29 protein-coding genes and 1 pseudogene are annotated in these 25410 nt (G+C 65.9%); 15 read left to right on the forward strand and 15 right to left on the reverse strand.

The annotated features are described in order from the left end of the window. Positions 1-7: 7 nt before the first annotated feature. On the forward strand, positions 8-1225 hold the full coding sequence (locus tag AC5Y4H_RS02500) for a GNAT family N-acetyltransferase (RefSeq protein WP_499978314.1): 1218 nt from the start codon (positions 8-10) through the stop codon (positions 1223-1225). Positions 1226-1252: 27 nt separating this feature from the next. On the opposite strand, the gene AC5Y4H_RS02505 is transcribed toward AC5Y4H_RS02500, so the two are convergent. Then, a complete protein-coding gene (locus AC5Y4H_RS02505) occupies positions 1253-2236 on the reverse strand; it encodes an alpha/beta fold hydrolase (protein WP_499978315.1) in 984 nt (327 codons plus the stop codon). Positions 2237-2336: 100 nt separating this feature from the next. Here AC5Y4H_RS02505 and AC5Y4H_RS02510 point away from each other — a divergent pair, with 100 nt between their 5' ends. Then, positions 2337-3005, forward strand: a complete 669-nt coding sequence (locus tag AC5Y4H_RS02510; RefSeq protein WP_499978317.1) for a DUF998 domain-containing protein — start codon at positions 2337-2339, stop codon at positions 3003-3005. Between the two features lie 138 nt (positions 3006-3143). On the opposite strand, the gene AC5Y4H_RS02515 is transcribed toward AC5Y4H_RS02510, so the two are convergent. After that, on the reverse strand, positions 3144-3425 hold the full coding sequence (locus AC5Y4H_RS02515; RefSeq protein WP_067357681.1) for a hypothetical protein: 282 nt from the start codon (positions 3423-3425) through the stop codon (positions 3144-3146). Positions 3426-3672: 247 nt separating this feature from the next. Between AC5Y4H_RS02515 and AC5Y4H_RS02520 the strand changes: the two genes are divergently transcribed. Beyond that, on the forward strand, positions 3673-4890 hold the full coding sequence (locus AC5Y4H_RS02520) for an MFS transporter (RefSeq protein ID WP_499978318.1): 1218 nt from the start codon (positions 3673-3675) through the stop codon (positions 4888-4890). Between the two features lie 16 nt (positions 4891-4906). Here the strand turns inward: AC5Y4H_RS02520 and AC5Y4H_RS02525 are convergent, their stop codons facing one another. Both AC5Y4H_RS02525 and AC5Y4H_RS02530 read right to left on the reverse strand, forming a co-directional pair. Beyond that, the gene (locus AC5Y4H_RS02525; RefSeq protein WP_499978615.1) at positions 4907-5944 is read right to left on the reverse strand and encodes an LLM class F420-dependent oxidoreductase; all 1038 of its coding nucleotides are present in this window, start codon (positions 5942-5944) and stop codon (positions 4907-4909) included. An 11-nt stretch (positions 5945-5955) separates the two neighbouring features. Next, complete coding sequence (locus tag AC5Y4H_RS02530; protein ID WP_499978319.1) at positions 5956-6378, reverse strand: nuclear transport factor 2 family protein; 423 nt, start codon at positions 6376-6378, stop codon at positions 5956-5958. 120 nt (positions 6379-6498) lie between these two features. On the opposite strand from AC5Y4H_RS02530, the gene AC5Y4H_RS02535 reads away from it, so the two are divergent. After that, positions 6499-7104: a PadR family transcriptional regulator gene (locus tag AC5Y4H_RS02535; RefSeq protein WP_499978320.1), complete on the forward strand. Its 606-nt coding sequence runs from the start codon at positions 6499-6501 to the stop codon at positions 7102-7104. A 50-nt stretch (positions 7105-7154) separates the two neighbouring features. Continuing rightward, positions 7155-7910, forward strand: coding sequence for a haloacid dehalogenase type II (locus AC5Y4H_RS02540; RefSeq protein ID WP_499978322.1), 756 nt, complete (start codon positions 7155-7157; stop codon positions 7908-7910). Positions 7911-7956: 46 nt separating this feature from the next. Here the strand turns inward: AC5Y4H_RS02540 and AC5Y4H_RS02545 are convergent, their stop codons facing one another. Further along, positions 7957-8676 carry an NUDIX hydrolase gene (locus AC5Y4H_RS02545; RefSeq protein ID WP_499978324.1) on the reverse strand — a complete coding sequence of 240 codons (720 nt, stop codon included), beginning with the start codon at positions 8674-8676 and terminating at the stop codon, positions 7957-7959. An 81-nt stretch (positions 8677-8757) separates the two neighbouring features. On the opposite strand from AC5Y4H_RS02545, the gene AC5Y4H_RS02550 reads away from it, so the two are divergent. Both AC5Y4H_RS02550 and AC5Y4H_RS02555 read left to right on the forward strand, forming a co-directional pair. After that, a complete protein-coding gene (locus AC5Y4H_RS02550) occupies positions 8758-9654 on the forward strand; it encodes an SCO6745 family protein (RefSeq protein WP_499978325.1) in 897 nt (298 codons plus the stop codon). Further along, positions 9651-9917, forward strand: coding sequence for a YdeI/OmpD-associated family protein (locus tag AC5Y4H_RS02555; RefSeq protein WP_499978327.1), 267 nt, complete (start codon positions 9651-9653; stop codon positions 9915-9917). Before AC5Y4H_RS02550 ends, AC5Y4H_RS02555 begins: the two co-directional genes overlap by 4 nt. A 75-nt stretch (positions 9918-9992) precedes the next feature. On the opposite strand, the gene AC5Y4H_RS02560 is transcribed toward AC5Y4H_RS02555, so the two are convergent. Beyond that, complete coding sequence (locus AC5Y4H_RS02560) at positions 9993-10499, reverse strand: hypothetical protein (protein WP_499978328.1); 507 nt, start codon at positions 10497-10499, stop codon at positions 9993-9995. 144 nt (positions 10500-10643) lie between these two features. Next, the gene (locus AC5Y4H_RS02565) at positions 10644-11528 is read right to left on the reverse strand and encodes a cyclopropane mycolic acid synthase family methyltransferase (RefSeq protein ID WP_499978330.1); all 885 of its coding nucleotides are present in this window, start codon (positions 11526-11528) and stop codon (positions 10644-10646) included. 346 nt (positions 11529-11874) lie between these two features. On the opposite strand from AC5Y4H_RS02565, the gene AC5Y4H_RS02570 reads away from it, so the two are divergent. From AC5Y4H_RS02570 to phoU, 3 genes are all read left to right on the forward strand, one after another. Next, positions 11875-12450 carry a hemerythrin domain-containing protein gene (locus tag AC5Y4H_RS02570; protein ID WP_499978331.1) on the forward strand — a complete coding sequence of 192 codons (576 nt, stop codon included), beginning with the start codon at positions 11875-11877 and terminating at the stop codon, positions 12448-12450. A 301-nt stretch (positions 12451-12751) separates the two neighbouring features. Beyond that, positions 12752-14083 carry an MFS transporter gene (locus AC5Y4H_RS02575; protein WP_499978616.1) on the forward strand — a complete coding sequence of 444 codons (1332 nt, stop codon included), beginning with the start codon at positions 12752-12754 and terminating at the stop codon, positions 14081-14083. Between the two features lie 79 nt (positions 14084-14162). Continuing rightward, a complete protein-coding gene (phoU, locus tag AC5Y4H_RS02580; protein WP_499978332.1) occupies positions 14163-14798 on the forward strand; it encodes a phosphate signaling complex protein PhoU in 636 nt (211 codons plus the stop codon). On the opposite strand, the gene AC5Y4H_RS02585 is transcribed toward phoU, so the two are convergent. After that, positions 14795-15559: a class I SAM-dependent methyltransferase gene (locus AC5Y4H_RS02585; RefSeq protein WP_499978334.1), complete on the reverse strand. Its 765-nt coding sequence runs from the start codon at positions 15557-15559 to the stop codon at positions 14795-14797. The two genes, phoU and AC5Y4H_RS02585, sit on opposite strands and share 4 nt — an antisense overlap. 52 nt (positions 15560-15611) lie before the next feature. Continuing rightward, the gene (locus tag AC5Y4H_RS02590) at positions 15612-16589 is read right to left on the reverse strand and encodes a methylenetetrahydrofolate reductase (RefSeq protein ID WP_499978337.1); all 978 of its coding nucleotides are present in this window, start codon (positions 16587-16589) and stop codon (positions 15612-15614) included. A 161-nt stretch (positions 16590-16750) separates the two neighbouring features. Here AC5Y4H_RS02590 and AC5Y4H_RS02595 point away from each other — a divergent pair, with 161 nt between their 5' ends. Both AC5Y4H_RS02595 and AC5Y4H_RS02600 read left to right on the forward strand, forming a co-directional pair. After that, on the forward strand, positions 16751-18109 hold the full coding sequence (locus AC5Y4H_RS02595; protein ID WP_499978338.1) for a WS/DGAT/MGAT family O-acyltransferase: 1359 nt from the start codon (positions 16751-16753) through the stop codon (positions 18107-18109). A 125-nt stretch (positions 18110-18234) separates the two neighbouring features. After that, positions 18235-19470 (forward strand): cytochrome P450, encoded by a 1236-nt coding sequence (locus AC5Y4H_RS02600; RefSeq protein ID WP_499978339.1) that lies wholly within the window; start codon positions 18235-18237, stop codon positions 19468-19470. A gap of 18 nt (positions 19471-19488) precedes the next feature. Here the strand turns inward: AC5Y4H_RS02600 and AC5Y4H_RS02605 are convergent, their stop codons facing one another. Then, positions 19489-19914: an ATP-binding protein gene (locus tag AC5Y4H_RS02605; protein WP_499978618.1), complete on the reverse strand. Its 426-nt coding sequence runs from the start codon at positions 19912-19914 to the stop codon at positions 19489-19491. A gap of 151 nt (positions 19915-20065) precedes the next feature. After that, positions 20066-20989: a 2-hydroxyacid dehydrogenase gene (locus AC5Y4H_RS02610; RefSeq protein ID WP_499978619.1), complete on the reverse strand. Its 924-nt coding sequence runs from the start codon at positions 20987-20989 to the stop codon at positions 20066-20068. A 76-nt stretch (positions 20990-21065) separates the two neighbouring features. Here AC5Y4H_RS02610 and AC5Y4H_RS02615 point away from each other — a divergent pair. Next, positions 21066-21236 (forward strand): annotated as a pseudogene (locus tag AC5Y4H_RS02615) (LLM class F420-dependent oxidoreductase); the annotation flags it as partial. Between the two features lie 5 nt (positions 21237-21241). On the opposite strand, the gene AC5Y4H_RS02620 reads toward AC5Y4H_RS02615, so the two are convergent. Both AC5Y4H_RS02620 and AC5Y4H_RS02625 read right to left on the reverse strand, forming a co-directional pair. After that, positions 21242-22792 (reverse strand): SulP family inorganic anion transporter, encoded by a 1551-nt coding sequence (locus tag AC5Y4H_RS02620; protein ID WP_499978621.1) that lies wholly within the window; start codon positions 22790-22792, stop codon positions 21242-21244. A gap of 323 nt (positions 22793-23115) precedes the next feature. Beyond that, positions 23116-23538: a nitroreductase family deazaflavin-dependent oxidoreductase gene (locus AC5Y4H_RS02625; protein WP_499978340.1), complete on the reverse strand. Its 423-nt coding sequence runs from the start codon at positions 23536-23538 to the stop codon at positions 23116-23118. A 222-nt stretch (positions 23539-23760) separates the two neighbouring features. Between AC5Y4H_RS02625 and AC5Y4H_RS02630 the strand changes: the two genes are divergently transcribed. Then, a complete protein-coding gene (locus AC5Y4H_RS02630; RefSeq protein WP_499978341.1) occupies positions 23761-24450 on the forward strand; it encodes a class I SAM-dependent methyltransferase in 690 nt (229 codons plus the stop codon). 133 nt (positions 24451-24583) lie between these two features. Further along, positions 24584-24751, forward strand: a complete 168-nt coding sequence (locus AC5Y4H_RS02635) for a hypothetical protein (protein ID WP_499978342.1) — start codon at positions 24584-24586, stop codon at positions 24749-24751. 38 nt (positions 24752-24789) lie between these two features. Here the strand turns inward: AC5Y4H_RS02635 and AC5Y4H_RS02640 are convergent, their stop codons facing one another. After that, positions 24790-25173, reverse strand: coding sequence for a hypothetical protein (locus tag AC5Y4H_RS02640; protein WP_499978344.1), 384 nt, complete (start codon positions 25171-25173; stop codon positions 24790-24792). 8 nt (positions 25174-25181) lie between these two features. Continuing rightward, positions 25182-25406, reverse strand: coding sequence for a hypothetical protein (locus AC5Y4H_RS02645; RefSeq protein WP_499978622.1), 225 nt, complete (start codon positions 25404-25406; stop codon positions 25182-25184). Positions 25407-25410: the final 4 nt, after the last annotated feature.

Consider the following 25410-nt stretch of genomic DNA (forward strand, 5'->3'; position numbering starts at 1 on the left):
TGGCCGAATGACCACCGCGATCCGGATCCTGGACACCGACGACGACCTCCTCGCCGCAGCTCAGTTGTTCCGCACCGCGATGGTGGGTCTGCCGCCCTTGCAGAACCCGCCGGGCGGCCAGCTCAGCAAGCTGTTCGAGCCCGGCCGCACCATCGGCACGTTCGTCGACGGACGACTCGTCGGCACCGCCGACGCCGTGACGAGCACCCTGACCCTTCCGGGCGGAACCACCGTGGGTCACGCCGCCGTGACCCACGTGGGTGTGTTGCCGTCGTTCACCCGACGGGGCGTCGCGACCGAATTGATCCATCACCAGCTTCGCGACATCGCGGCGCGTGGTGAGGTCGTCGCGTCGCTGCGGGCGTCGGAGGCCACCATCTATGAACGTTACGGCTACGGCGTCGCGAGTTATGCCCAGAGCGTGGAGGTTACGAACGCGCGGGCCGCGTTTCGTCCCTCGGTCGGCCTGGGTGGACCGGTGCGGTTGCTGGGCGCCGCCGAAACCTGGGACGTTCTGCCGCGCGTTTACGAGGCCAATCGCCCGTCCCGTCCCGGAACGATCGACCGCCCCGGAGTTTGGTGGGAGGGCGCCCGGCGTCGAGCCGAATCCTCCTCGGGGGCTTGGTATGTCGCCGCGCATGGCGAACCGGGCGCCGAGACGGGTTTCGCCCGCTACCGGCCGAGCGGCACCGAGGACTGGTTCGTCAGCGACCAGCGCACCATCGTGGTCGAGGATTTCTTCGCGCCGACCGCCGGCGCCTATTACGGGTTGCTGCGTTTCCTGCTCGGCCTGGATCTTGTTCACCGAGTCATGTTTTGGATGCTACCTATCGACGACGCACTGCCCTGGCTGTTCGTCGATCGCCGCGCGGCGAAGGTCACCGCGGTGTACGACGAAACATGGCTGCGTGTCATCGACGCGGAGCGTGCGCTGACGGCGCGATCCTATAGCGGTAGCGGAACCGTCACACTCGCGGTGAACGACCCGCTGCTGCCGAAGAATTCGGCGAGCTTCACGATCACCGGCGCCGGCGCCGAACCGACAACCCGCCGCGCCGATGTGCGCGTCGAGATCGAGGGGCTTGGCGCCGCGCTGCTCGGCGGCACGAGTTGGCGCAGCCTTGCCGCGGCGGGGCTGGCCCGGGCTGACGATGCGGTGGCGCTGGACGTGGCCGATCAACTGTTCGCCGTGCCCGAAGCACCGCATGCCGGGACGTTCTTCTGAACGGCGCCCACACGCGGCCCGATCTGGTCACCGCGTCGTTTCCGACCTCTGCATCACCAGACGTACACCGGCCGCCACCAAGTCGGGCTGGTGAACCTGGATGAAGTGGTCGCTGCCGGTCGCGATCATGTGCGGTGTCTGAGGCCGCAGCGCGATCAGATCCGCCGAGGCCTCGCGCCACGCCTGCTCCAGCTTCCCGCTCTGCTCGGGCGTGACGGTGCCGGGCACCGCAAACGGTTCGGTCCTGGTCATCACGACGGTCGCTACGGGCGGTAACGCGGGGGCCGCGCCAACCTGGGCGACGCTCTTGTCGATGTCGATTTCCTCGAACGACGGCGCGTCCGCGAACTGGGGCAACGGCTGGTCCAACGCCTGGCGGTAGGCAGGCCAGTCCGAGCCCATCAGGTCCGGTATTTCCACCGGAAAGGCATCGACGAACGCCAGCGCCCGCACCTGGTCGGGGTAGGTCTGGGCGTACAGCCGAATGAACAGCCCACCGAGCGAGTGCCCGACCAGGACGTACGGGCCCGGAAGGTGGGCGGCGGCGAGCAGCGCATGAAGATCCTGGACAACGTCTTGGGCGCTCCGTGGCATCGCCACCGGCGAACTGCGGTCGGTGATGCTGGGCGGATCGGGATAGCGCAGGGTGCCGGGCCGGTCGTAGGCGCAGACGCGGTGGTCCGCGGCGAGCGACGGCAGCACCGCCGGACCCGTTGCCGGCGTAGCGGCGTCGGACTGGCCCCACGGATCCGACGAGTTGTGATATCCGGACTCCAAAATGATTGTGGGTGCGCCTTTTCCACGGCACGTGAGATACAGGTGCCGGCCGCCGCCGATGTCGATCGGGCCCGCGAACTCGCGACCTGCCGCCGGTGCGCCAGGGTTGTGTGCTTCTCCCCCGCATCCCATCAGCGCGAGCAACAGCGCGACGGTCGGCAGACATCGACGAACACCCGCAACGGCGCGCGATGGATAAGCCGCGATTCTTGAGGTCTCCAGCACTGCACGCATCGCGTAATTGTGCGGGTATGCCGGCCCACGTGGAAGCATGGCGTCACAGACGGAGCAGCGTCCGGTCGTTCGTCCAGCCCGCCAGAAAGGAGCGGCCAACTTGGCCAGCACGCGTGGAGCGGCCCTCTGGTGCGTGGCCGCGGGTGGTTACCTGGTCCTGGAGGCCGTCGCCGCCGCGGGCTTCGAGCCCGCCTACAGCTATGCCCGCGACTACATCAGCGATCTCGGCCTCCCCAGCGGCAGGCTGGTTCGCGGACGAACGGTGTACTCACCGCGGGCGTACCTGATGCACGCGGCGTTCTACCTGCAGGGCATTCTGTTCCTGCTCGGAGCGTCGCTGATCGTGGGAGTACCCGACAACCGAAGGGCCCGAATGTTTTTGGGTGCCGTCGCCGGAAATGCGGTCGGCAACGTGGTGATCGGGACAGTGCACAGCGGCACGGTGCACGTCGACGGCGCTGCGCTCGCGATAGTCGGGGGCAACGCCGCCATCTTGACGGGCCCCGACGCCATCGAGGCGCTTGCCGACTGCCGCTGGTACCGCTTGGCTTCCAAAGTGATTGCAGCTTTAGGCTTTTCTTCTATCGCTATGCTGATGGTCAATTCGGCGACGGCAAAGTCGGTCCTGCTGCCCAACGGCGCATGGGAACGCGGAAGCGTGTACTCGATCATCGCCTGGCAACTGCTCACCGCCGCGTGTCTGCTGACGCGGGCTACCCACGCCGCCCCGCGATCCGGGTCTCCACGGCTCCCAGGGCCCCATCGGTGAGCGTGCCCAAGCCGGCCGATTGATTCGAGCGCCCGACCCAACCGTCACGCCGGTCGCCGCGAAACACCGCGAGGCGCTTTGTGATTGCGTGCAGCGGACGCCCATGCGGGAACCGGCTGCGCGCGTCGGCAGCCGCCGTCAGCCGTGCGGTGCCTCGGAGATCTTGGTGTCGGGCTTGCCGAGTGTCTGGCAGTACGTCATCGCCGAGAGCCGCGTTGCGGAGATCTCCACATTGCTCGGATCCGCTCCGTTCTTGTCCTTGAGCATCTTGCTGACTTCGTCGTTCTGCTTCTTCTCGTCCTGGGTGGTGAAATCTTTGCACTTCGTATCGCCGCCGGTGTTGATGACCTGTGAGGCCGAACACGCGCTGGACAGCAAGACGGAGATCGCGATCGTGGCTGCCGCAATGTACTTCATCATTTGCCTTCCTGGGTGCGAGTAGTGGTATCAGTACACCAAATCGCCTGATTTCAAACCACGAAGGGTGCTCCGAACCCGTGAGCGCCGTGTTTGCAGGCGGGCGCGCCGAACCGGTGCTGTCGCGCCCACGCGGCGGTGTGATCGCCCCCATCGGGAATAACCGCGGGAATAACCGCCCGGGTGAGTGCGCGTTCTACCATGGTCGGTCGGCCGCTCACGCGTCTTGGATTGGGGAGGGAGGAGCTCCGTGACCTCGTCGAATGTGCGCGTCGGCCACGATGGCAGGGCCCGGTCGGGGCGTGAGCCGGTAGCGACCCAGGCGTTGTTTGCCAGCGTGTTGGCGCTGCTGTTGGCCACGGGATGGGTCGCCAATCACTTCGTCGGGTTGATGCCGGCGATCAGCGAAAGCGCGCACCTCAGCACCGCCACGCTCGACGGGATCTTCGGCATCTATGCGATGGGGCTGCTGCCCGGGTTGCTCGTGGGCGGACGCGTGTCGGACGCGCTCGGGCGCCGGTCCGTGGCGCTGACGGGTTCGGGGGCCGCACTGGTGGGGACGGCGGTGATGCTGCTGTCCCAGCACACGGGCGCACTGCTGCTGGGCCGGCTCATCGTCGGGATCGGTGTGGGCCTTGCCATCAGTTCGTGCACCGCGTGGGCATCGGATCTGAGGGGCCCCGCGGGTGCCGCTACCGCCGGAGCGGTGTTGACGGCCGGTTTCGCGCTCGGCCCTTTCGTGGGGGGGTTCATCGTCTGCGCCGGACGATCCGGTGTCCAGGTCTCCTTCGGTGTGGCCGCCGCCATTGTGGTGCTGGCGACGTTCGCCGTCATCGGCGCTGCCCGACGCACCGAAGTGACCGGGCCGGCCACGGACTACGACGCGGGCCGGGCGGCGCCGGCGGCGCGCGGATTCAGCCGCGCCCTGAGCTGGGCGATGCCGCTCGCGCCGTGGGTATACGCCTCGGCGACATTGGGTTTCGTCACCATCCCCACCCGGCTACACACCGCGCTCGCGGCTCCGATGGCCGCGGGCACGGCCACCCTGATCGTCAACGGTGTCAGCGGTGTCGTCCAGGTATTGGCCCGCGTGCTCCGGTGGGGGCCGCAGGCGGGTACCGCGGGCGCGGTGCTGGCCGCGCTCGGCTACGCGCTGGCCGCGATGGCGCCGCCCGCCCTCAGCCAGGCGTTGGGGTTTCCGCTCTTGCTTGTACTCGGCTGCGCTTCGGGTCTGTGCCTGCGCGAAGGGCTGATCGACCTGGAGGCCGCCGCCCCACCGCAGCTGCGCGGCGCGCTGACCGGAGTGTTCTATGTCGTCACGTACGTCGGCTTCGGGCTTCCGCTGGTCCTGGCGACCGTCGGCTCGGCGGTTTCGGTGGTGATCCTTTCCGTGATGGCGGTTCTTGCCTCGGCAGTGGCGGTCACCAGGGCGGTGCGGCTACGACGGGATAGTCACCGGCAAGGCTGAATTGGTGCCTCCCCGATCAAATGAGTTCGCGCAGCGTCTCGATCAGCTTGACCCGTTCACCCGTCGTGGATGCGATGGGTGCCACGTTGAGGGTGGTTACCCCGGCCGCACGGAACGCCGCCAAACGTTCCTTGACGAACTCGCGGCTGCCGATCAGGTTGACGTCTCGCACCAGATCGTCGGGCACGACCTTGGCCGCGCCGTCTTTGTCACCGGCCAGGTAAAGCTCTTGAATACGGTCGGCTTGGGTACCGTAGCCGTATTTGGTGGCCAAGGCGTGATAGAAATTCCTGCCCTTGGCGCCCATTCCGCCGATGTAGAGCGCCAGGTGCGGCTTGACGAATTCCCGTAAGGGTTCCACGTTTTCGCCAATGGCCAGGACGGGTCCGGCATAGATGTCGAGCTCGCCCAAGCTGGGATCGCGGTTCGCCCGGCCGGCGGCCAGAGAATCTCCCCACACCTCGTTCGCCTTTTCGGGCAGATAGAAGATCGGTTGCCAGCCCTCGGCGATCTCCGCTGCCAGTTCGACGTTCTTGGGCCCCAGCGCGGCGACCAATATCGGAATCCGCTCGCGGACAGGCTGATTGATCAGCTTGAGCGGCTTGCCGAGCCCGGTGCCCTGGTCGGCGGGCAGCGGGATCGTATAGTGCTTGCCCTGGTGTTGGAGGGTCTCGCGCCGCCACACCTGGCGGCAGATGTCGATGACCTCACGGGTGCGGCCGATCGGCGCGTCGTAGGGAACACCATGGAAGCCCTCGATGACCTGCGGCCCGGAGGCGCCCAGGCCGAGGGTGAACCGGCCGTCGGATACGTAGTCGAGGCCGGCCGCGGTCATCGCGGTCAGGGTGGGCGTGCGGGTGTAGAGCTGCAGGATGCCCGAGGCCAACCCGACGCGTTCGGTGCTCGCGGCCAGGTAGCCCAGCGCGCTCACCGCGTCGAACGAATACGCCTCGGGGACAAAGACAATGTCCAGTCCGGCGCGTTCCAGGTCGGCCACTTCGGCGGCCACGTCCTTGAAACCGCCCGCATAATTGACGCTCAGCCCAATCCGCATGGTCATTACTTCTACGCTGTACCGGATTGATTGGCCAATTCGAGAGCCTCCTGTTGGATGCGCTCGAACTGTGCGCCCATCGCTTCCGACAGCGCCGTCGCGCCGGACAGGGGTCGCACCATCACCATGAAGTCGTCGATGCGACCGTCGTCGTCGAAGTGCACAAAATCGCAGCCGGTGATCTTCACCCCTGGCACCCCGACTATCCCGGTCTCGAACAGGAAGGCGTGATCGTGCCCGCCTGGGTCGTGGATCTCGCGGATGTAGCGGAAGTCCTCGAAGATTCGCAACACACCGCGCAGGATCGCGGCGGTAATGGGCTTGCCGACGTAGGGCTTGAACGCCACCGGGCTGGTGAAGACGACGCCGTCGGCCAACATCGCCTGGATGCCGTTCTCATCGCGCTCTTCGACGGCCTTGCGGAACGGATGCATCGCGACCTCACATAGTCAACTAGTTGAGTAGGTGGGTTCGACGCTAGGGCGCTCGCAGGCGGTTGTCCAGAGTGCGGTTAATCACTTTGTTGACTAATAGCATTGTTGTAGCATCGATCGATGTCGCTGCGTGACGCGGTGTTGGCCGCCCTCCTCGAGGGCGAATCGTCCGGATACGACCTGGCGAAAGATTTCGACGCCTCGGTCGCCAACTTCTGGCCGGCCACCCCACAGCAGCTGTATCGCGAACTCGACCGGCTGGCTGCGCAAGGCCTCATTCGGGCCCGAATCGTGCAGCAAGAACGCCGGCCCAACAAGCGCATGTTCTCGCTGACCGGCGCCGGCCGTGAGGCGATCCGGCAGTTCACCGCCAGGGCGCCGAAGCCGTCGGTCATCCGCGATGAGTTGCTGGTCAAGGTCCAAGCCTCCGACGCGGGCGACCTCGACGCGGTCCGCGGATTCATTCGCGAACGGCTGGAATGGGCGGCCGCCAAGGTGCAGCGCTACGAGCGGCTGCGGGCGCGAATGCTGGACGGGCGCAGCGAGGACGAGTACCTGGTCGAATCCGATCGAATTGGCCCCTACCTGACGTTGATGCGCGGAATCTCGTTCGAGGAGGAGAACATCCGGTGGGCCGAACACGCGCTGAGCATCGCCGAACGTCGCCTGTCGGCAGGCGCTGCGGGCTCCGGGCGTTCGCGGCGCAGGGCTGCTACCCGCCGTTGAGTTCGGAAAACGACCCGGTCGCCCCGTCGCGCGCGACGTTAGCCTGAGGAATGACCGAATACCGATCGCCCTCGACGGGCCGGGCAGTGCGTGCCGTTTTGTTCGACACCTTCGGGACGGTCGTCGACTGGCGTTCCGGGATCGCCGCCTCAGTCCGCGATTTCGCGCAGCGCCACCGTCTGGGCGTCGACGCCGGTGAGTTCGCGCTGGAATGGCGCAGCCGGTACCTGCCGTCGATGTCCGAGGTTCTCTCGGGCCGTCGCGGATTCGTGTCGCTTGACGTTCTGCATAAAGAAAACCTGCTCGCCTCATTCGAGCAGTTCGGGATCGACACCGAGGTGCTGCCCGGTGACGAGGTCGAGGCACTGGCCCGCGCGTGGCGCTGGCTGCCGCCGTGGCCGGACAGCGTCGACGGCATCGCGGCCATGAAGCGGCACGTCATCGTCGGGCCGCTGTCCAACGGCAATACCGGGCTGCTGGTCGATATGGCGAAGTACGCCGGTCTGCCGTGGGATGTGGTGCTCGGTTCCGATGTCGGCAAGACCTACAAGCCCGATCCGCGTGCGTACCAAACGCCCGCACACCTGCTCGGTCTGGAACCCGGTGAAGTGATGCTGGTGGCGGCACATCCCAGCGACCTCGACGCGGCCAAGAACAGCGGTCTGGCGACCGGTTTCGTTTCTCGGCCGCAGGAATTCGGGCCCGGCCGGGATCCGGACTCCGAACCCACGGGCACGTTCGACGTCTCGGGCACATCGCTGGTCGAATTGGCCAACGCGCTGTTCGGCGCCCCTGGCCCGCGCTGAGGTCAGCGACGCGAGAAGCCCGACGGCGCCAGGCGTTGTGCGAGAGCTACTTCCACGCAAAAACCGGCTGTTCCAGCTCGTCGACCGGATCGGCTCGCCCTTCCAGACACAGCCAACGCAGCTGCAGCAGCACCGCGCCGGTCGGCGCGTGGATGAGGTCATTCCCCAGGGGGATTTGCACGACCGGTCGCGGGCTTTCCGGGATGGTGATGAACCGTGGCGAATCGTCGCGCTGGAGTTGGTGCAGCCCAACCCGGTACACGGCGACGACCTCGTCGGGCGCGGGGCGAAGCTCCAACCGTCCCCCTCCCCAGACCACCACCGGGGTGATCACGTACCCGGATCGGGTGGGGTAGTCGTCGAGCAAACCCAGCACGGTCGAATCGGACAGCTCGACGCCGACCTCCTCACGCAGCTCCCGCAACGCCGCGTCGACCGCGGTCTCACCCGGATCGAGGCGCCCGCCCGGCAGCGCCCACTGCGCCGCATGCGAACTGAGACGAGATGCCCTGCGGCACAGCACAAAAGCGGCACCACCGGACACGTCGACCATCCGGCCGTCCAGATGGGCGGCGGGCATCGGACGCCCGGCATTCCAGTCGTCCACTGCGACCGGATCGACGCGGTCCTCCCCCACCTGCGAATCGACCAGTACCACCGCGACGGCCGCATGCCGCTTCGTCGGATCGGTTACCGCGCGGCGGTTGTGGCCTGCCAGATTGTTCCGAATCCGGTCACGCAAAGGCTGGTCATAGGCAATGGTCACCACTCGAGCCTAAGGTGGGGCGCTTTTCCCGCCGCAGGTCCCGTGCTTTGTCGCGGACACCTCCAGTGGTTAACTGCGAGCATGCGACGACAACCGGTGCTGGCCCGACGCTTTTTCGATCGCTACGAACCGGTGCACGCGGTGACCTATTTCGCTCCGGAGGCGCGTGCCGCGCTGGACGCACTGGGCTATCGGGGTTTCTGGATGGGCTATTTCGCGGCACGCTCGGCGCCGTTGGGTGTGGCGCCTCGGGAGGTGGTCACCGCGGTCTTCTACAACTTCGCACCCGAACGGGTCGCCAAGGCACTGCCGGCGGCATGGGAGATCGCGGATCCGCAGGCCGCGTTGCGGGCACGGCAAGAGTCGGCGGTGGCGGCGCTACGCCGCTACGGCCTGGACTCAGACAATGAAAATGTGCGTATTGCAGCCGAACTGGCGGGTAGGGCGGCCCGCCACGCGCCCCTGGATGCGCGGCCGTTGTTCGCGGCGAACGTGGCGCTGCCCTGGCCGGACGATCCGCTGTCCACCCTGTGGCACGCCACCACGCTGCTGCGCGAACAGCGCGGCGACGCGCACGTGGCAGTGCTGGCCGCGGCCGGCGTCTCCGGTCGGGAATCCAACGTCCTACACGCCGCGGCGGGCAACGTCGCTCGCGACTACATTGCCCGCACCCGTGATTACGACGAGACATCCTGGCGTCAACACGAACACGCACTGGCCGAGCGGGGATTGCTCGACGACAACGGAACACTGACCGCGGCCGGGCGGGAACTGAAGGACCACATCGAGTTGACGACCGACACGCTGGCCTTGTCAGCGCTCGACGCCCTCAGCGACGACGAGGTGGAGGTGCTGTTCCAGGCGCTCACCCCCCTCACGCGCGCCGTGGTCGCGGGTGGCGACGTTCCGGCGCTCACCCCAATGACGCTGCGCCGGGACGAATTACACGATGACAGCGCGCACCTGGTGGGCCGATGAGCGGCCAGCGAGTGCCGGGCGGTGTCGTGCACAAGTTGCCGGCTGATCTGCGCGAGTCACTGATCGGCAATGCCACCGCGCTTTCCGCCTGGAAGGACATCACGCCGTTGGCCCGCAACGAATTCATCTGTTGGGTCGAGGATGCCAAGCAGCAGTCGACCCGAGAGCGCCGCATCCGTCGGACCCAGGAGGAGTTGGAAGAGGGCAAGCGCCGGCCTTGCTGCTGGCCGGGCTGCAAACACCGAGAGCGCACCGGAAAGTGAACGCGCACCGGCTTTCTCGAAACTCTATCGCTCCAGTGGCTTGTAGAACACCAACCCGTTGCCCGTGTTGTCGGCTCAGGCGGCGCCGGGTGGAACCGCTTGACCGTCAAGGTAATCCAACGGGGGAGCTTCGCCATGTCCCGCACCCCGGTACGCCACCGCGGTCGCCAGCGCCGTTCCACCCTCGATCGTCCCCACCACGACGACCTTGTCGTTGACCGTGAAATGCGGTACGGCGGTGATGGGTTGACGCGCACCGCGGGTGACCACGGTGGTGTCCGGGGTGAGCCGATAGGTCTGGATACGCCCGTCGACCCCGCGCATCGTCACCGAGTCCGCCGACACGGCCACCACGGTCCCTTCCTGACTCACCGGCTGCGAGGTGGCCGGCGGTTCGAGATCGGCGGCGACAGCGCGCCTCTCGGGCTGGGCTCCGTTGAGCACCAGCGCCATCACGCAGGCGGCACCCAACAGCGAAGCGGAGACGATGTCGCATACCGACGCGGGGCCCGACAGCCCACGCCAACGGCCACGGTGGGCAGTTTGCTCCAGTGGCTCCGGCATGCGGTGTTTGGCGCTCACGGTCAATCCTTCCAGCGGCGTTACACCGAAGTACACCGGCGCGCACCGAAACAGGTTGTTGCCGTGGAATTACCCGCAGAATCTGACCGGTAAACCGCACTCCGGCCGACCGGGGAGCCCGATCCGCCGGCGGGAGAGTTGCCGTCAGCCCTTGGTGAGGGTGAACTGGGCGACGTCCGTATAGCCCTCACGGAACAGTTCGGCGCATCCCGTCAGGTACTTCATGTACCGGTCGTAGACCTCTTCGGACTGGATGGCGATGGCATCGTCCCGGCGCGCCCCGAGCGCGGCCGACCAGGTGTCGAGGGTGCGGGCGTAGTGCAGGCGCAGCGGCTGGATCAGCTTCACACCGAAGCCGGCGCGCTCGGCGTGCTCCACGACGCCCTTGGCCTGTGGCAGGTCGCCACCCGGAAAGATCTCGTCCATGATGAACTTCATGAAGCGCAGCTTGGTCATGGTGATGGGCAGCCCACGCTCGGCGAACTCCTCGTCGCTGGGCTTGATGATGGTGTGCAGCATCATGACGCCGTCGGCCGGTAGCGCCTCATAGGCCTTCTTGAAGAATTCGTCGTACCGGTCGCGTCCGAAGTGCTCGAAGGCGCCGATCGAAACGATCCGGTCGACCTTCTCGTCGAACTGCTCCCAGCCCTGCAGCAGCACCCGCTTCGACCGCTGCGAAGGGTGACTGTCCAGGCGGCGCTGCACGTGTGCCTGCTGATTGCGGCTGAGCGTGAGACCGACGACGTTGACGTCGTAGTTCTCGAGGCCGCGGACGATGGTGGTGCCCCACCCGCACCCGATGTCGAGCAGCGTCATGCCGGGTTGCAGTCCAAGCTTGCCCAGGGAGAGGTCGACCTTGGCGTACTGCGCCTCTTCCAGTGTCATATCGTCGCGCTCGAAATAGGCGCAGCTATAGGTCCGCGTGGGGTCTAGGAAGAGCGCGAAGAACTCGTCAGAGAGGTCATAGTGCGCTTGTACGTCCTCGAAATGCGGTTCCAAGCTGACGGCATCGCCGGGTGTTTCGGACAAGGCACAACCTCTGACTGATTCTTATTTGATTCGGGTGCGATCGAAGCTGATCGCCTGACTGACGCACCAGTGTATCCGCCCGGATGACCGCGCCCTTCCGGCGAGTTCCTGTTCAGGGCCACAGCGCCAAGGAAAACCGCGCGGACGGCGTCCCTGACAGCGCACGGCCACCAGATGACTTACGCGAGCGTCAACGAAGTAAAGCGTCTGTGGCGCAGGCAAACTCGAGAAAGGTCCGTGAGTCAGCGGACGCGCGCGGTTGACGGATCACGCGCCGAGTTGTTACCTCAGCTGGTAAACCGGGTAAGCCCGGCTGACCGGCGTTCAGAGAGGCGGGACTCTCCCGATGGCAGACATCACCAGGTTGATCCTCGCCGACCACGAGTGGTTCCGGGAACAATTCGCGCGACTGGACGATCTGCAGGCCCAGCGCCCCGACGACCGGGCCGCGCTCAACCGAGTGTGGCGCCCGCTTGCCGACAAGCTGGACGTGCACGCCTACATCGAAGAAAAGATCTTCTACCCCCAACTGCTCCAACGCGGGGGTGAGGACGCCGAAGGCGAGACCCTCGACGCGATCGGCGACCACAATGACATTCGCGACGGCGTGCGCGACGCCGACGCCGCCGCACTCGGCAGTGAACAGTGGTGGGCGGCCGTCGGGCGCACCCGGGTGGCCAACGACGATCACATGGCCGAGGAGGAACGAGAGGGGCTGTCGGATTTTCGGCGCAACGCGCCCATTGGGCTTCGTGAAGCCCTCGGCCGTCAATACAGCGAGTTCATGGCCGAGCACCCCACCACCGAGGGCCTGCCGATCACGGATCGTGACCCCCGGCGCTACGTCGAACAGTTCGAGGGGCCGACGCAGCCCAAGCCCACCGACTTCTCGCTGCGCATCGGGAGCCTGAAAGGCCAATGAGCCGCGCCTAGGTCACGCCGACGTGACGCGAATAACGAATCTCGGTCCGGGCCCCTGAGCGAGGCCGTCGACGCCGGCGCCACCGACGCGTGCTAGCTGGCAATTTCCGGACGCACTCGCATCCACCCACGGCCTCGCCGCATCAGCGCGGCGGCCTGCGGACAGCCCGTCGGTGCGCCTGATTACCCGACCCCGCCGGTTCGTCCCGGGAACGTTTCGGGTAAGCCATCAACCGATGGGTATTCCACACCGCCGCCGGAGGAAATGGGCACGTAAAGACATCAGGGTCGCCGATCCGGCTATGCGCCAAACCATCATGGGCACCGCCATAGGCAACTTCATGGAGTGGTACGACTTCGGGGTCTACGGCTATATCGCCACCACGATCGCCCAGGTGTTTTATCCCGGCAAGAGCGTGAGCGGCGTCCACCTCATCGCGACCTTCGGCACGCTGGCGGCGGCATTCGTGGTGCGCCCCCTCGGTGGATTCATTTTCGGCCCGCTGGGCGACCGGATCGGACGGCACCGGGTGCTGGTGGTCACCATCCTCATGATGACGGTGAGCACCACCATGACCGGCCTGCTGCCCACCTACAGCACCATCGGCATCTGGGCGCCGATCCTGCTCGTCGTCGCGCGAATCTTTCAGGGCCTATCGACCGGTGGCGAGTACGTCGGCGCAATGACCTATCTCGTCGAGCAGGCCCCGGACCACAAACGCGGCATGATGGTCGGCTTCTTGCCGATGGGCAACCTGGTCGGATTCGTTCTTGCCGGGCTGCTGGTGACCGGTTTGCAGACCTGGCTGCCGGACGACGCCATGCTGACCTACGGCTGGCGGATCCCTTTGCTGTTGGGCTTCCCTTTCGGCCTGGTCGCCCTGTACTTGCGGCTCCGGCTCAAAGAGTCCTCCGCCTACCAGAGCGCCAACGACGCCGCGCCCGCGCCTGGCGGCCAAGGCGGGCAGCAGATTCTGCGCACCGTCGCGGCGCAGTGGCGCCCGATGCTGATCTGCGCCGCGTTGGTGCTGACCTCCCAGGTCGCCGACTTCATGCTCACCGGATACCTGCCGACCTATCTCAGGCTCTTCGTCCGTGTCGGGCACACCGCAGGACTGGTCATGATCGTGTCGACGCTGGCGATCCTGATGGTCACCGTGGTGCTCGTCGCCGGCTTGTCCGACCGGATCGGCGTCAAACCCATCATGTGGACGGGCTGTGGGCTGCTCATCGCGGCCTCCGTCCCGGCGTTCCTGCTCATCCGCTTCGGTGCCTGGTACCCGGTGATCTTCATCGGGGTGCTGTTGATCGGCCTGATGGAACTGTGCTTCGACAGCACCGGACCGGCCATGCTGCCGGCGTTGTTTCCCACCAACGTGCGCTACGGGGCGCTGGCGATTTCGTACAACATCTCGATTTCACTCGTCGGCGGCATCACACCGCTGATCGCGCAGGCGCTGGTGTCCGGCACCGGCAATGTGATGGTGCCGGCCTACATGCTGATCTTCGCTGGTGTGGTGGGAGCCATCACCTTGCTGTTCACCCCGGAAGTCGCCCGCAAACCGTTGCCCGGCTCCGGGCCCGCCGTCGAATCCGAGCGGGAGGCCCGCGCGCTCGCCGAGGGCATCAGCTAGCGGGCAATCGGGGGCGAACCTTGCATCGTTCTTGCGTGGGCACGTTTATCTCGCGCGCTGACGAGCTAACCCTTTCAGGGTGAGGACCGGTTTCCACCAGCAGCTGGACATGCTGACCGACCAGCTCGCCGATATGTGCGCGATGGCGGCCGAGGCGATCACGCAGGCGAGCGAGGCGCTGCTGGAGACGAATTTGACGACGGCCGAATGCGTCATCGCCGGGCATCGGGACATCGTCGCTCTCGACGCTCACGTGGAGGAAACCGCATTTGCGTTATTGGCGTTGCAGGCGCCCGTGGCCACGGATTTGCGCGCGGTCGTCAGCGCCATCCGGATCGCCGCGGACGCGCGACGGATGGTCGAGCTGGCCGTGCACATTGCTGAGATCGCCCGCCGCCGTCACCCCTACCCGGCCGTTTCTGTCGAGGTGCGGCCATACGTCGCCGCCATGGGCGAGGCGGCCGAGGCACTGGCTTTCGGAGCACGGCAAGTGCTGGTGTCGCAAGACCCGCGCGGGGCCGCCCAGATTCGCCACGACGACGACGCGATGGACGAGCTGCACCATCAGCTGCTGGCGGTGCTGATGAGTCCCGCTTGGAAGCAGGGAGTCGCCGCCGCCGTGGACGCCACCCTGTTGGGCCGTTTCTACGAACGCTTCGCCGACCATGCGGTCGCGATCGCGCGCCGGGTCATCTTCCAGGCCACGGGGCGCTAGCCATCCGGCTGGCGGCGCAGCACCAACAACTCACCGGTCAGCGTGCCGTCCTCGAGCAGCCGACCAATCCGTGAACTCTGACGTTCGGCCAACTGCCAGGCTTCCGTGTGTCCGTGCCGGTCGCCGAGGACGCTCTCCACCGTGTCGACGCGCTCGTTCCACCTGTCGGCGATCGGCGGCAGGTCCGCGGTGCCGAGCCAATGCTCGACGTGAAGTGCGGCCCCTGTCAATAGCTCACGCAATCCGCTTGGCGTGGGAAAGTGATTGCCTTCCAGAGTGTTTGACGGTACGGCCCGGTGTGCGACGAAAACCAGCAAGCCGATGCGCCCACCCGGCCGCACGACGCGGCGCAACTCCGTGAGCAATGCGAGTTGGTCCGGTGTCGTGCACAACACGCCCAACGACCAGGCGGCGTCGAAACTCGCGTCTCTCATCGGCAGGGCCGATCCCAGTGCGCACACCACAGGAAAGCCGAACAGTTTCTGCGACGCGCGGCAGGCGCCCGTTTCGGGTTCGACGAGCACGGGCCGCACCGCGCCGGATCGGGCGGCGTAGGCGGCGGGGCCCCCGACACCCGCGCCGGAATCCAGAAGCAAGCCGCCGGGCGCCAGCTCCATCCGGTCGATGAGCCAGTCGAGCGCGGCCGGACTTCCGCTTCCCCGACAGCCGGCAGGCAGGTGGTAGTCCGGCCCGAGTTCCGCCGCCACCTGCGCCGTCCATTCGGCGACGGTGTCGAACTCGGCCTCCATCGCATCCGTCACGGGCGCCCCTCCTCCCCATCGCTGCATCCCCATTGCATCGTCGCGGCGCGGTTCACGGGGCATCCGCCCGGATCCGACGACCGACCTCGGCCTTGATCTCCGCGCCGACACGAGGACCCGACGCCGACGCAAGTCCCGACACGTTGACACCCTCGATGCCCTCGATCGACAAGAGCGCCCGCGCCTCGCTCACCGCCGCCGTGATACCGGCGGCCACCGGATCCGGCGAACTCAAGACCCGTTGCGTCACAGCGGGATCGAGCTCAAGTCCGGGCAGGCCTTCCAGCACCGCCGCAGAGATGCTGTCGGTGAACACCGCGACCGACGCGATCACCGGGATGGTCAAGCCGGCCGATCGCGCTGTCGTCATGAAATCGCCGATCATGTCCGGAAAAGGCGCATGATTCAGCACCGCCAGGCTCGCTCCGGCTCGCTGCTTCTCGACCAACCGAGCCGGCCGGCGGTGCACGGGTGGAGCGGTGGGCGTCTCGGGTACCGCGGCGGCCATGCCGACCGAGGCGGCCAGCGACACCAGGCGGGGCCCGTCGAGGTCGAAGGTCTGCGTGACGTCGGGACGCACGTCGTAGCCGCGTCCGTCCCCGGTCACGCACAACACCGTGTCGACATCGATGCTGCGCAATCCCCTCAACTCCTGCTCGAGGACCACGCGGTTGCGGTCCCGGCACGACAGCGTGATCCACGGCGTCACGCCGGCGTCGAGCAGCAGCGACGCCATGAGCGTCGGAGGGAAGTCGGGCTTGTTCTGATGCTCGCCGACCAGGACGGCGTCGCAGCCCGGCGCCAGGATGGCCGCGGTCGCTGCGATGTCACCGGGATCGAATGGGGCGGCACTGAAGTCGGTGAGCACCCGCGGAGCGCTCGCGAAGCGGGGGGTGGGGCGATGGCCCGACCACGGCACCACGTCGTCGAACACACACGGACTCGGGCGCATCTCGCACAGTCCGTCCGGGCGCACCCCTCCGCACGGCCCGAACTCCATCCGCTTGGGACAACCCGAATCCGCCGCCATCGTCACCCCCTTGAGCGTCAATACCCAAACGAATGCGTGCGCAAGCGCGCTGACCGGTCGCGAGCCCGAACGCTGCGCGGGGATTAGCAAACGCTTCCTGTGGCTAATACGAAAGGGGCGTGCGCCGGATGTGCGGCACAGCGGAGGGGATGGGAACGGCTATGGAACCGATATCACCGATGGATGCGTTGTTCCTCATCGGCGAGTCGCGCGAACATCCGATGCACGTGGGCTCACTGCAGCTCTTCGAGCCCCCGGAGGATGCCGGTCCTCATTTCGTGCGCGAGGCGTATCAAGCGATGCTCGAGTGCACCGACGTACAGCCGACCTTCCGTAAGCATCCCGCCTTCTTCGGGGGCATCACGAACGTGGCGTGGTCCTTCGACAAGGACGTCGAGCTCGACTACCACCTGCGCCGGTCCGCGCTGCCCGAACCCGGACGAGTCCGGGACTTGCTCGAACTGGCCTCCCGGCTGCACGGCAGCCTGCTCGACCGGCACCGTCCGATGTGGGAGGCACACCTCGTCGAAGGGCTTCAGGACGGTCGGTATGCGGTCTACACGAAGTATCACCACTCCCTCATGGATGGCGTCTCAGCGCTACGCCTGATGCAGCGCGCCTTCACGTCGGATCCGCACGACGACGAGGTGCGTGTGCCGTGGAACCTGGGTCCGCGCAAGCGCAGCGGGCGAGGCCACCAGTCGTCACTCTTTGACCGGGTCGGTCGCACGGCTGGGTCGGCATTCGCCTTGGCGCCGTCCACGCTCAAGCTCGCGCGCGCGGCGCTGCTCGAACAACAACTGACCCTGCCGTTTCGGGCGCCGCGCTCCATGTTCAACGTGCGGATCGGCGGCGCCCGGCGGGTTGCGGCCCAGTCCTACTCGCTGGAGCGCATCAAAGCGGTGAAGTCGGCTACCGGTGCGACGATCAACGACGTCGTCCTCGCGATGTCCGCCGGGGCCCTGCGCGCCTATCTGATCGATCAGAACGCCCTCCCCGACGCGCCCCTGACCGCCATGGTCCCTGTCAATCTGCGCAAGGACGACGACGATCGCGGCGGGAACAACGTCGGGACCTTCCTGTGCAATCTCGCAACGAACCTCGACGACCCGGCGAAGCGGCTCGAGACCATCAGCGCGTCCATCCGCGAGACCAAAGAGGTGTTCTGGCAGCTTCCCCCGGTTCAGCAGTTGGCATTGTCCGCGTTCAACATCGGGGGGCTGTTCTTCGGCCTGATCCCCGGCTACCTGTCCGCGGCCTCGCCGCCCTTCAATATCGTCATTTCGAATGTGTCGACCGGCAACCGCGACCAATTGTATTGGCGCGGAGCACGATTGGACGGGAACTATCCTCTGTCGATCCCCCTGGACGGCCAGGCGGTCAACATCACCGTCACCAATAACGCAGACAATCTCGACTTCGGTCTGGTCGGTTGCCGCCGCAGCGTCCCGCATTTACAGCGGATGCTGGGTCACCTCGAGGCGGCCCTGAAGGATTTGGAACTCATCGCAGGCATCTGAATGCGTTGCGTCGCTTGCCGTACCACGTGCGCGTGCGGCAGGCGATACGACGGCAGATTCGTCCGCCGAATCCTTTGGTGGGGAATACCACAGCTCCTACTGTAAGGTCCACGGTAAGTAACCGCATGCGGGAGGGGCGAACCGTGCCAGGCACCAGCGATACGCGCGACCAGTTACGACCCGATATTGATCTGACCGACGGCGCCTTCTATGCGGGCGACTCACGGCCGGTCTATCGGTGGATGCGCGAGAACGAACCGGTCTTTCGGGACCGCAACGGCCTGGCGGCCGCAGCGACCTACCAGGCGGTGATCGAAGCCGAACGGGCGCCGGAGTTGTTTTCCAACGCCGGCGGTATCCGCCCGGACCAGGACGCGCCGCCGATGATGATCGCGATGGATGACCCCGCGCATCTGCTTCGGCGCAAGCTGGTCAACGCGGGCTTCACCCGCAAACGCGTCAAGGACAGGGAGCACTCGATCGGCGAACTGTGCGATGCGCTCATCGACAACGTCTGCGAACGGGGCGAGTGCGACTTCGTCTGGGACCTTGCGGCTCCGCTCCCCATGGCCGTGATCGGTGACATGCTCGGGGTGCTTCCGGAGGAACGCCAAATGTTTCTTCGCTGGTCCGACGACATGGTGACCCTGCTGAGCAGCACGACCGCGCAAGAGGACTTTCAGGTCTCGGTCGACGCGTTCGCCGCCTACACCGAGTACATGACCGGCATGATCGCGGCGCGCAAGGCGGATCCGACCGATGACCTGGTCAGCGTGCTGGTGCACGCGGAGGTGGACGGCGAGAAGCTGGCCGACCACGAGATCGTCACGGAGGTTTTGTTGCTATTGATCGGCGGCGACGAGACCACCCGGCACACGCTCTCCGGCGGTACCGCGCAGATTCTGCGGCACCCCCAGCAGCACCAGCGGCTGGTCGAGGACGTTGCGCTGCTACCCAACGCGATCGAGGAGATGCTTCGATGGACCGCCCCGGTCAAGAACATGGCCCGCACCATGACCGCCGACCTGGACTTTCACGGCGCGCAGCTCAAGCGGGGCGAGAAGATCATCCTGCTATTCGAATCGGCGAACTTCGACGCGGCGGTGTTCGCAGATCCGGAGAGCTTCCGCATCGACCGCTACCCCAACAACCATCTGGCATTCGGGTTCGGAACCCACTTCTGTCTGGGCAATCAGCTGGCGCGCCTGGAGCTGTCGATCATGCTCGAGCGGCTGCTGAAGCGTCTTCCCGACATGCGGCTGGCGTCCGATCAGCCGCTGCCGCTGCGTCCCGCGAACTTCGTCAGCGGTCTGGAGAACATGCCGGTGAAGTTCACGCCCTCGGCAAGATCAGGTGGCTGAACTCTGCTGAAAGGTGCTTCAACGGTGCTGCTGAGCGACGAGGTCCGCGTCGGTCGCGTAATCCAGGTAGACACTGGTGCCATTGGGCCGGGCGTGGATGGTGCAGTGATCGGCTAGGCCGTGCATCAGCATGATCCCGCGCGATGCGTGAGGGTCGTTGTAGTGCCGGGAGGTGGGCTTCCGCCAGCTACCGCGGTCACTGACGCACACCCGAATCGACTCGGCGTCCGGGTCGTAGCTGGCCTGAAGTTTCATGGCGCCGACCTGGTGATGCGAGCGATAGGCGTGCTCAACGCAATTCGCCAGCGCTTCGTTGACGCCCAGGACGACGTCTTCACGGATGTGTTCCGGCGCGTGCACCTCCTGCTGCAGCCACCGTTGCAGCGCACGACGCCACTGCGCCGCCGTATCCGGGCGGGCTGTGCCGGCGAGCGTCAGCCGCACCGGCGTGGCAGTCTCCGGCTGTAGCGAATCCATAAATGCCACATACCCAGATGCGGTTGGGGCAATAACCTTCTGCGAGTATCGCTTCGGCCACAGCTGGATAGCCATCCAGAATCGCCAGGTCATAGCGACGAACTGCCTTAAACAGGTTCTAACGGTTGGGCGATAAGACGGGTGTGACCAATTCGCCGGTGTCGAGGTAGCTGTCGAGATTTCGGATCGCCAGCAGCGCCATTGCCCGCCGGGTCCGCGCGGTGGCGCTGCCGATGTGCGGGAGAAGCACCACGTTGTCCAAGTCGAACAGCTCCGCCGGTACCCGCGGCTCGTCGGCGAAGACGTCCAGCCCCGCACCTGCGAGTTGCCCGGCAGCCAGCAGTTCCACCAGCGCGTCCTCATCGACGACGCTGCCCCGGGCGATGTTGATCAAATAACCCTCGGGGCCCAATGCTTCCAGCACGGCACGGTCGACCAGCTTGCGAGTGTGGCGGTCGCCCGTCGTAGCGATGACCAGCACGTCGACCGACTCTGCGAGTTCCACCGTCGACTCGGCGTAGCGGAATGGCGATCCCTCGATGCGGTGGCGGTTGTGATAGGCGATGGCGGAGTCGAAGCCGAGGAGCCTGGTCGCGATCGCCGACCCGATTCGGCCCAGCCCTAAAATGCCGACCTGCAGGCCGCTGACATCTCTGGCATAGGGAAAAGGGCCTTCGCGAGCCCATCGACCGGCGCGCACATAGCGATCGGCGGCACCGAAACGCCGCAGCGTCATCAAGATCAGGCCCACTGCCGTATCGGCAACTGTGTCCGACAACACGTCGGGAGTGTTGCTCACGCCGATGCCGCGGCGCTTCGCCGCACCCAAATCGATCAGATCCACCCCGGCCCCGTTGTTGACGATCACCTCCAGATTGGGCAGTGCCGCGATGGTGGCGGCATCGGCGCCGGGCGATCCCGACGTCACCAGCACGCGCACATCGGCGCCGTGCTCAACCAGGAACTCAGTTCGCGCGGTTCCGTCGGGAAGCGCCGGAATCTCGTAGCGCGTGGCCAACTCGTGTTCGAAGGTCGGCTCCATCTCGCCGACCCGTAGCACCCCACTGACCTTCTTAGCCGTCACGACTACATCATGCTTGAAGCCGAGTCTCTCGCCTCTGGAAGGCCGGGTCAGCTGGACCGCAGACCGCGACAAGCTCGCCGCCACCGTCGGCGCATGGAAGGCCGCCGGTGCCAGTCACCTGTCGGTGAACACCATGAAGGCCGGCTTCGCGAGCGTCGACGAGCACCTCGCCGCCTTGGAACAGGTCGCCACCGACCTGACCTAGCGGCTTTACTTGCCGCCGGACGCGGACAACTCCTCGACCAGGCTCAGGTGTACGTTGCGGCGGTTCGCCTTCGCTGGCTTCGCCTCGGGGCCAACGGATTCCATGAGTCCGCCAGAGGCCAGGGCGTCACGGTCGCGCGCGTCGACCGAATCACGAACGTGGACCTGTCCGCCGGTAGCGCAGTGCCGTCGTTGCCAGTCGCTGATCGCCTGGTGCGCGGCGTGATCAAGATAGTTCGTGAGCAGGTGAATCGTGACCGAAGTGCGTTCGGGAACGGATGACAGGACGCCGGTGAGGCGTGGCAATGCCAGGAAGGTGCACGCACCTTCGACGACGACGTGCCATCCGTCACCAACGGGTTTGGCCTCGATCCTGGCCCGCACCACCCGCCATCCGGTCACGGCGACAGCAAGTGCGAGTCCGATCATGACGCCGTGCAGCAGATTGAGGAAAACGACGCTGAGCACGGTCACCACGTAGACAGCGAGATCGCCGTTGCGCAAAGCGGTTTCGATATGTGCCGGCTTCAGCAGCTCGATGCCGATCACGATGAGAAGGCCGGCGAGTGCCGCAGTGGGGATCTTTTCGACGAGCCCCGCGAATGGTACGGCGAAGACCAGTATCCAAATGCCATGCAAGATGGTCGAGACGCGCGTTTTCGCACCGGCATTCACGTTGGCCGCACTGCGCACGATGACACCCGCGATGGGAAGCCCACCGACCGCACCCGACGCGATGTTCGCCGCGCCCTGCCCAATCAGCTCGCGGTTGAAGTCGGTTCGGGCGCCGGTATGCATCCGGTCGATCGATACCGCGGTCAGCAGGCTCTGCACGCTGGTGATCAGGGTGACGGTGATGACGGCGACGACAACGGCTCCCCAGTTCCCCTGCGGCAGCGACGGCAGGTGCAACGCCTCGATGACGGAGCCATCCAGGACAATCCTGGATACATTGAACGGAAAGATCACCGAAATAGCGGTGACCACGACGATCGCGACGAGTGGGCCGGGAACCTTGGCAACCCGGGCCGGAACCCAGCGCCAGGCAACGAGAATGGCGATCACCAACAGGCCCAGGAAAAGACCCGGTCGGTGGGCGCCGAGGATCTGTGCGGGCAGGCCGATGACATTGCTCCAGGCCGAGCTCTTGGAAGCGCCGCCCAGCAATACGTGTACTTGCTGCAAAGCGATCGTGATTCCGATTCCGGCCAGCATGGCATGCACCACGACGGGCGAGATTGCCAGTGCGGCCCGCGCAATCCGGCTGAATCCCAACAGGACTTGCAGGATCCCCGCGATCACGGTGATAAAACATGTTATTGCCCAGCCAAACTGAGAGACCAGGTCGGCGACCACGACAGTAAGTCCCGCGGCCGGCCCACTCACCTGCAGAGGTGAGCCGCCGATCCATCCGGCAACCACGCCGCCAACAATCGCTGCGATCAAACCCGCGAGAACCGGCGCGTCCGAAGCAATTGCGATGCCGAGTGACAACGGAAGCGCCACCAAAAAGACCACCAACGAGGCCGGCAGGTCATACGGCAGCGTCTCGCGCATCCGGTCGATTCGGGATGGCGCTGCCTTCTCCACATCCTCGCGAACTGGCTGTTCCACCTGTTGCACCGGCCCTCCCCCGAATAGGTCAATTAGCGGTGGGCGTTCGACAACCACCCGATCACGGCAGGTAGGAAATGTGTAAAGCCGTGCAGCACAGGCGGTTAGAGCTACCACGAACGTCTTTGTTCGGCGGACATGCCTGGCCTATGCGTTCGAAGGTATGTGGGGCGAGCACAAGGGGTCAACCGGACGGGCCGAGCGCATATCGAATGCAAATTTTTCGGTATTCATCACTTGCAATAACGCCGTCCGATGGAAAGCGGTTACTCCAGAATGAAAACCGGAATCTGACGTGCCGTCTTCGCCTCGTATTCCGCATAGGGAGGGAATGCCTCAACGGCCCGCTGCCACCACTCCTCGCGCTCGGCGCCGTCGAGCTCGCGAGCGGTCAACGTGACAACTTTGTCGCCATCCTGCAGCGTCACCGCCGGGTTCGCCTTCAGGTTGAAGTACCAAACCGGATGTTCCGGGGCGCCGCCGTGCGACGCGACGATGACGTAGCGACCATCCTTCTCGACCCGCATCAACGGTACGTAGCGCTGCTTGCCGGACTTCGCCCCGGTGACGGTCAGCAGAACGATGGGCCGGTCGAAGACCTCGACTCCATCGGTCGTGCCTTGACTCAAAATCCGTTCGGTCTGGTCGCGCACCCAGCCCCTCGGGCTCAATTCGATTTCATCAGCCATACCTACAGCGAACACCGGGTCACCGTTGCCACATTCCCCGGGCCGAGCCCGCACCGGCCGATTGGGAGCGAAGGCACAGTCGAGCCGTCACTTAGCCCAGCTAGCGAATCAGCGCTGACCGCGGAGAGGAGCTGGGCGTGGCACGCACCGAGATGACGGCGACGCTCAAGAGAGCATGTCAGCCTCATTGACATATATCAGTGTCGTTGATATAAAGGAGTCATGACGCAACCGACTCAAGAGATGTTCGAATCCGCTTATCGGGGTGAGGCTCCCGAGATGGGCGAGGGCGCCCGACCACCGTGGAGCATCGGTGAGCCGCAGCCCGAGATCGCGGCCCTCATCCAGGAGGGCAAGTTCCACGGCGACGTGCTCGACGCCGGTTGCGGCGAGGCGGCGGTGTCGCTGTATCTCGCCGAGCGCGGCTTCACCACGGTAGGCCTGGACCAGTCGCCCACCGCCATCGCGTTGGCTACCCAGAAAGCCGCCCGGCGGGGCCTGACCAGCGCCACCTTCGAGGTCGCGGATATCAGCGCCTTCACCGGCTACGACGGCCGCTTCGGAACCATCATCGACAGCACCCTTTTCCACTCGATGCCCGTCGAACTACGCGAGGGCTATCAGCAGTCGATCGTGCGGGCCGCCGCACCGGGAGCCTCGTACTTCGTGCTCGTGTTCGACCGCGCCGCGATGCCGGCCGATGGCCCCGTCAACGCGGTCACCGAGACCGAGCTGCGCGGTGTCGTCTCGAAGTATTGGGTCATCGACGAGATCCGGCCCGCGCGCATCCATGCCAACGTGCCCGACAGCTTCCTGGCCGGCTTTGAAGCCTTCGCCGGTGCCGACATTCGCGACGAGGACAACGGTCGCAAGTCGGTGGGTGCTTGGCTGCTGTCCGCGCACCTCGGCTGACGGCACGCCAGCTGTCACACACCGGCGGCGCCGTGAGCAGCGCAATCGGCATCGACGGATTGGGCCGGGTTTCGACGCCTGCCATCCGGGAGACCCTGACTACAGGCAGTGCAGACGTACAAAGGAGATCTCGGTGGATCAGCAAGTCAACTTCGACCCGCCCGCGGCGCCCGAGGACGCGCGCGAGGCGACCGAGGAACAGCGCAAGTTGCAAGAGCAACTCGAGCACCAGGACGAGGATCCGGACGGGCCGGGATTGCACCAGTCGCGCCACGACCTACCCGACGAGAGCACACGGTAGCGCGGCCCAGCGATTTGCTGGCCAGTGAATGTCGATTCTCAGCGGGATATTTCGTCTTGCCGAGACATTTCCCGGCCCCGCAGTGGCGATTGCGCCCCGCGCGCCGACAGCGTTGAGCGCCGGTGGTCGTGGACGACCGCGGCCGCAGCCTGCCACGTCAGCGTCACGCCGCCCAGCGCCGCCGTCGGGATGGCCCATGACCGCCGGATCATCAGCGCACTATTGCATTGGTCGACGTAGCGCCGCGCCGTGCCGGCCGCGCTTGAGGCCTGGGTCAGTTCGGTCGTAAAGCCGTTGCCGCACTTGACTTGCCAGCCGAACTGGTCAAAAGCATCGATGAATACCGGGAAGTACAGTGCCAATAGCCCTCCGGCCAAGAGCACCACGGCGGTGAAGACGATCAGCGCCACGCGGTTGGTCACGCGAGCCCCTACGTCATGCAGACGTTGGCGAAAAGCAGCACCGGCCACGACACGATCGAGCCGAGGAAAGACACCACCAAATCGGCGCCGTGCATGTCGTGCAGATGCTGCGTGTGGGTGCTGGACCAGATCACGCCGACGATCAGGTACGGCGTCCCCAGCAGTATCGCCAGGCCCAACAGTTCAGCGATGGTCAATTGATACTCCAGGAATGTGCGAATCCTGCTGAGCATGGGC

Source organism: Mycobacterium sp. NGS58, assembly GCF_059812385.1.

What these genes read in the sequence shown, in the direction of transcription:
- AC5Y4H_RS02595 (WP_499978338.1), top strand. Translation starts at nt 16,751, where the DNA reads ATGGAACCGATATCACCGATGGATGCGTTGTTCCTCATCGGCGAGTCG.
- AC5Y4H_RS02630 (WP_499978341.1), top strand. Translation starts at nt 23,761, where the DNA reads ATGACGCAACCGACTCAAGAGATGTTCGAATCCGCTTATCGGGGTGAG.
- AC5Y4H_RS02645 (WP_499978622.1), bottom strand. Translation starts at nt 25,406, where the DNA reads ATGCTCAGCAGGATTCGCACATTCCTGGAGTATCAATTGACCATCGCT.
- AC5Y4H_RS02530 (WP_499978319.1), bottom strand. Translation starts at nt 6,378, where the DNA reads ATGCATCCGTTCCGCAAGGCCGTCGAAGAGCGCGATGAGAACGGCATC.
- AC5Y4H_RS02600 (WP_499978339.1), top strand. Translation starts at nt 18,235, where the DNA reads ATGCGGGAGGGGCGAACCGTGCCAGGCACCAGCGATACGCGCGACCAG.
- AC5Y4H_RS02515 (WP_067357681.1), bottom strand. Translation starts at nt 3,425, where the DNA reads ATGATGAAGTACATTGCGGCAGCCACGATCGCGATCTCCGTCTTGCTG.
- AC5Y4H_RS02625 (WP_499978340.1), bottom strand. Translation starts at nt 23,538, where the DNA reads ATGGCTGATGAAATCGAATTGAGCCCGAGGGGCTGGGTGCGCGACCAG.
- AC5Y4H_RS02505 (WP_499978315.1), bottom strand. Translation starts at nt 2,236, where the DNA reads ATGCGTGCAGTGCTGGAGACCTCAAGAATCGCGGCTTATCCATCGCGC.
- AC5Y4H_RS02575 (WP_499978616.1), top strand. Translation starts at nt 12,752, where the DNA reads ATGCGCCAAACCATCATGGGCACCGCCATAGGCAACTTCATGGAGTGG.
- AC5Y4H_RS02500 (WP_499978314.1), top strand. Translation starts at nt 8, where the DNA reads ATGACCACCGCGATCCGGATCCTGGACACCGACGACGACCTCCTCGCC.
- AC5Y4H_RS02550 (WP_499978325.1), top strand. Translation starts at nt 8,758, where the DNA reads ATGCGACGACAACCGGTGCTGGCCCGACGCTTTTTCGATCGCTACGAA.
- AC5Y4H_RS02555 (WP_499978327.1), top strand. Translation starts at nt 9,651, where the DNA reads ATGAGCGGCCAGCGAGTGCCGGGCGGTGTCGTGCACAAGTTGCCGGCT.
- AC5Y4H_RS02590 (WP_499978337.1), bottom strand. Translation starts at nt 16,589, where the DNA reads ATGGCGGCGGATTCGGGTTGTCCCAAGCGGATGGAGTTCGGGCCGTGC.
- AC5Y4H_RS02610 (WP_499978619.1), bottom strand. Translation starts at nt 20,989, where the DNA reads ATGGAGCCGACCTTCGAACACGAGTTGGCCACGCGCTACGAGATTCCG.
- AC5Y4H_RS02525 (WP_499978615.1), bottom strand. Translation starts at nt 5,944, where the DNA reads ATGCGGATTGGGCTGAGCGTCAATTATGCGGGCGGTTTCAAGGACGTG.
- AC5Y4H_RS02570 (WP_499978331.1), top strand. Translation starts at nt 11,875, where the DNA reads ATGGCAGACATCACCAGGTTGATCCTCGCCGACCACGAGTGGTTCCGG.
- AC5Y4H_RS02620 (WP_499978621.1), bottom strand. Translation starts at nt 22,792, where the DNA reads ATGCGCGAGACGCTGCCGTATGACCTGCCGGCCTCGTTGGTGGTCTTT.
- AC5Y4H_RS02540 (WP_499978322.1), top strand. Translation starts at nt 7,155, where the DNA reads ATGACCGAATACCGATCGCCCTCGACGGGCCGGGCAGTGCGTGCCGTT.
- AC5Y4H_RS02535 (WP_499978320.1), top strand. Translation starts at nt 6,499, where the DNA reads ATGTCGCTGCGTGACGCGGTGTTGGCCGCCCTCCTCGAGGGCGAATCG.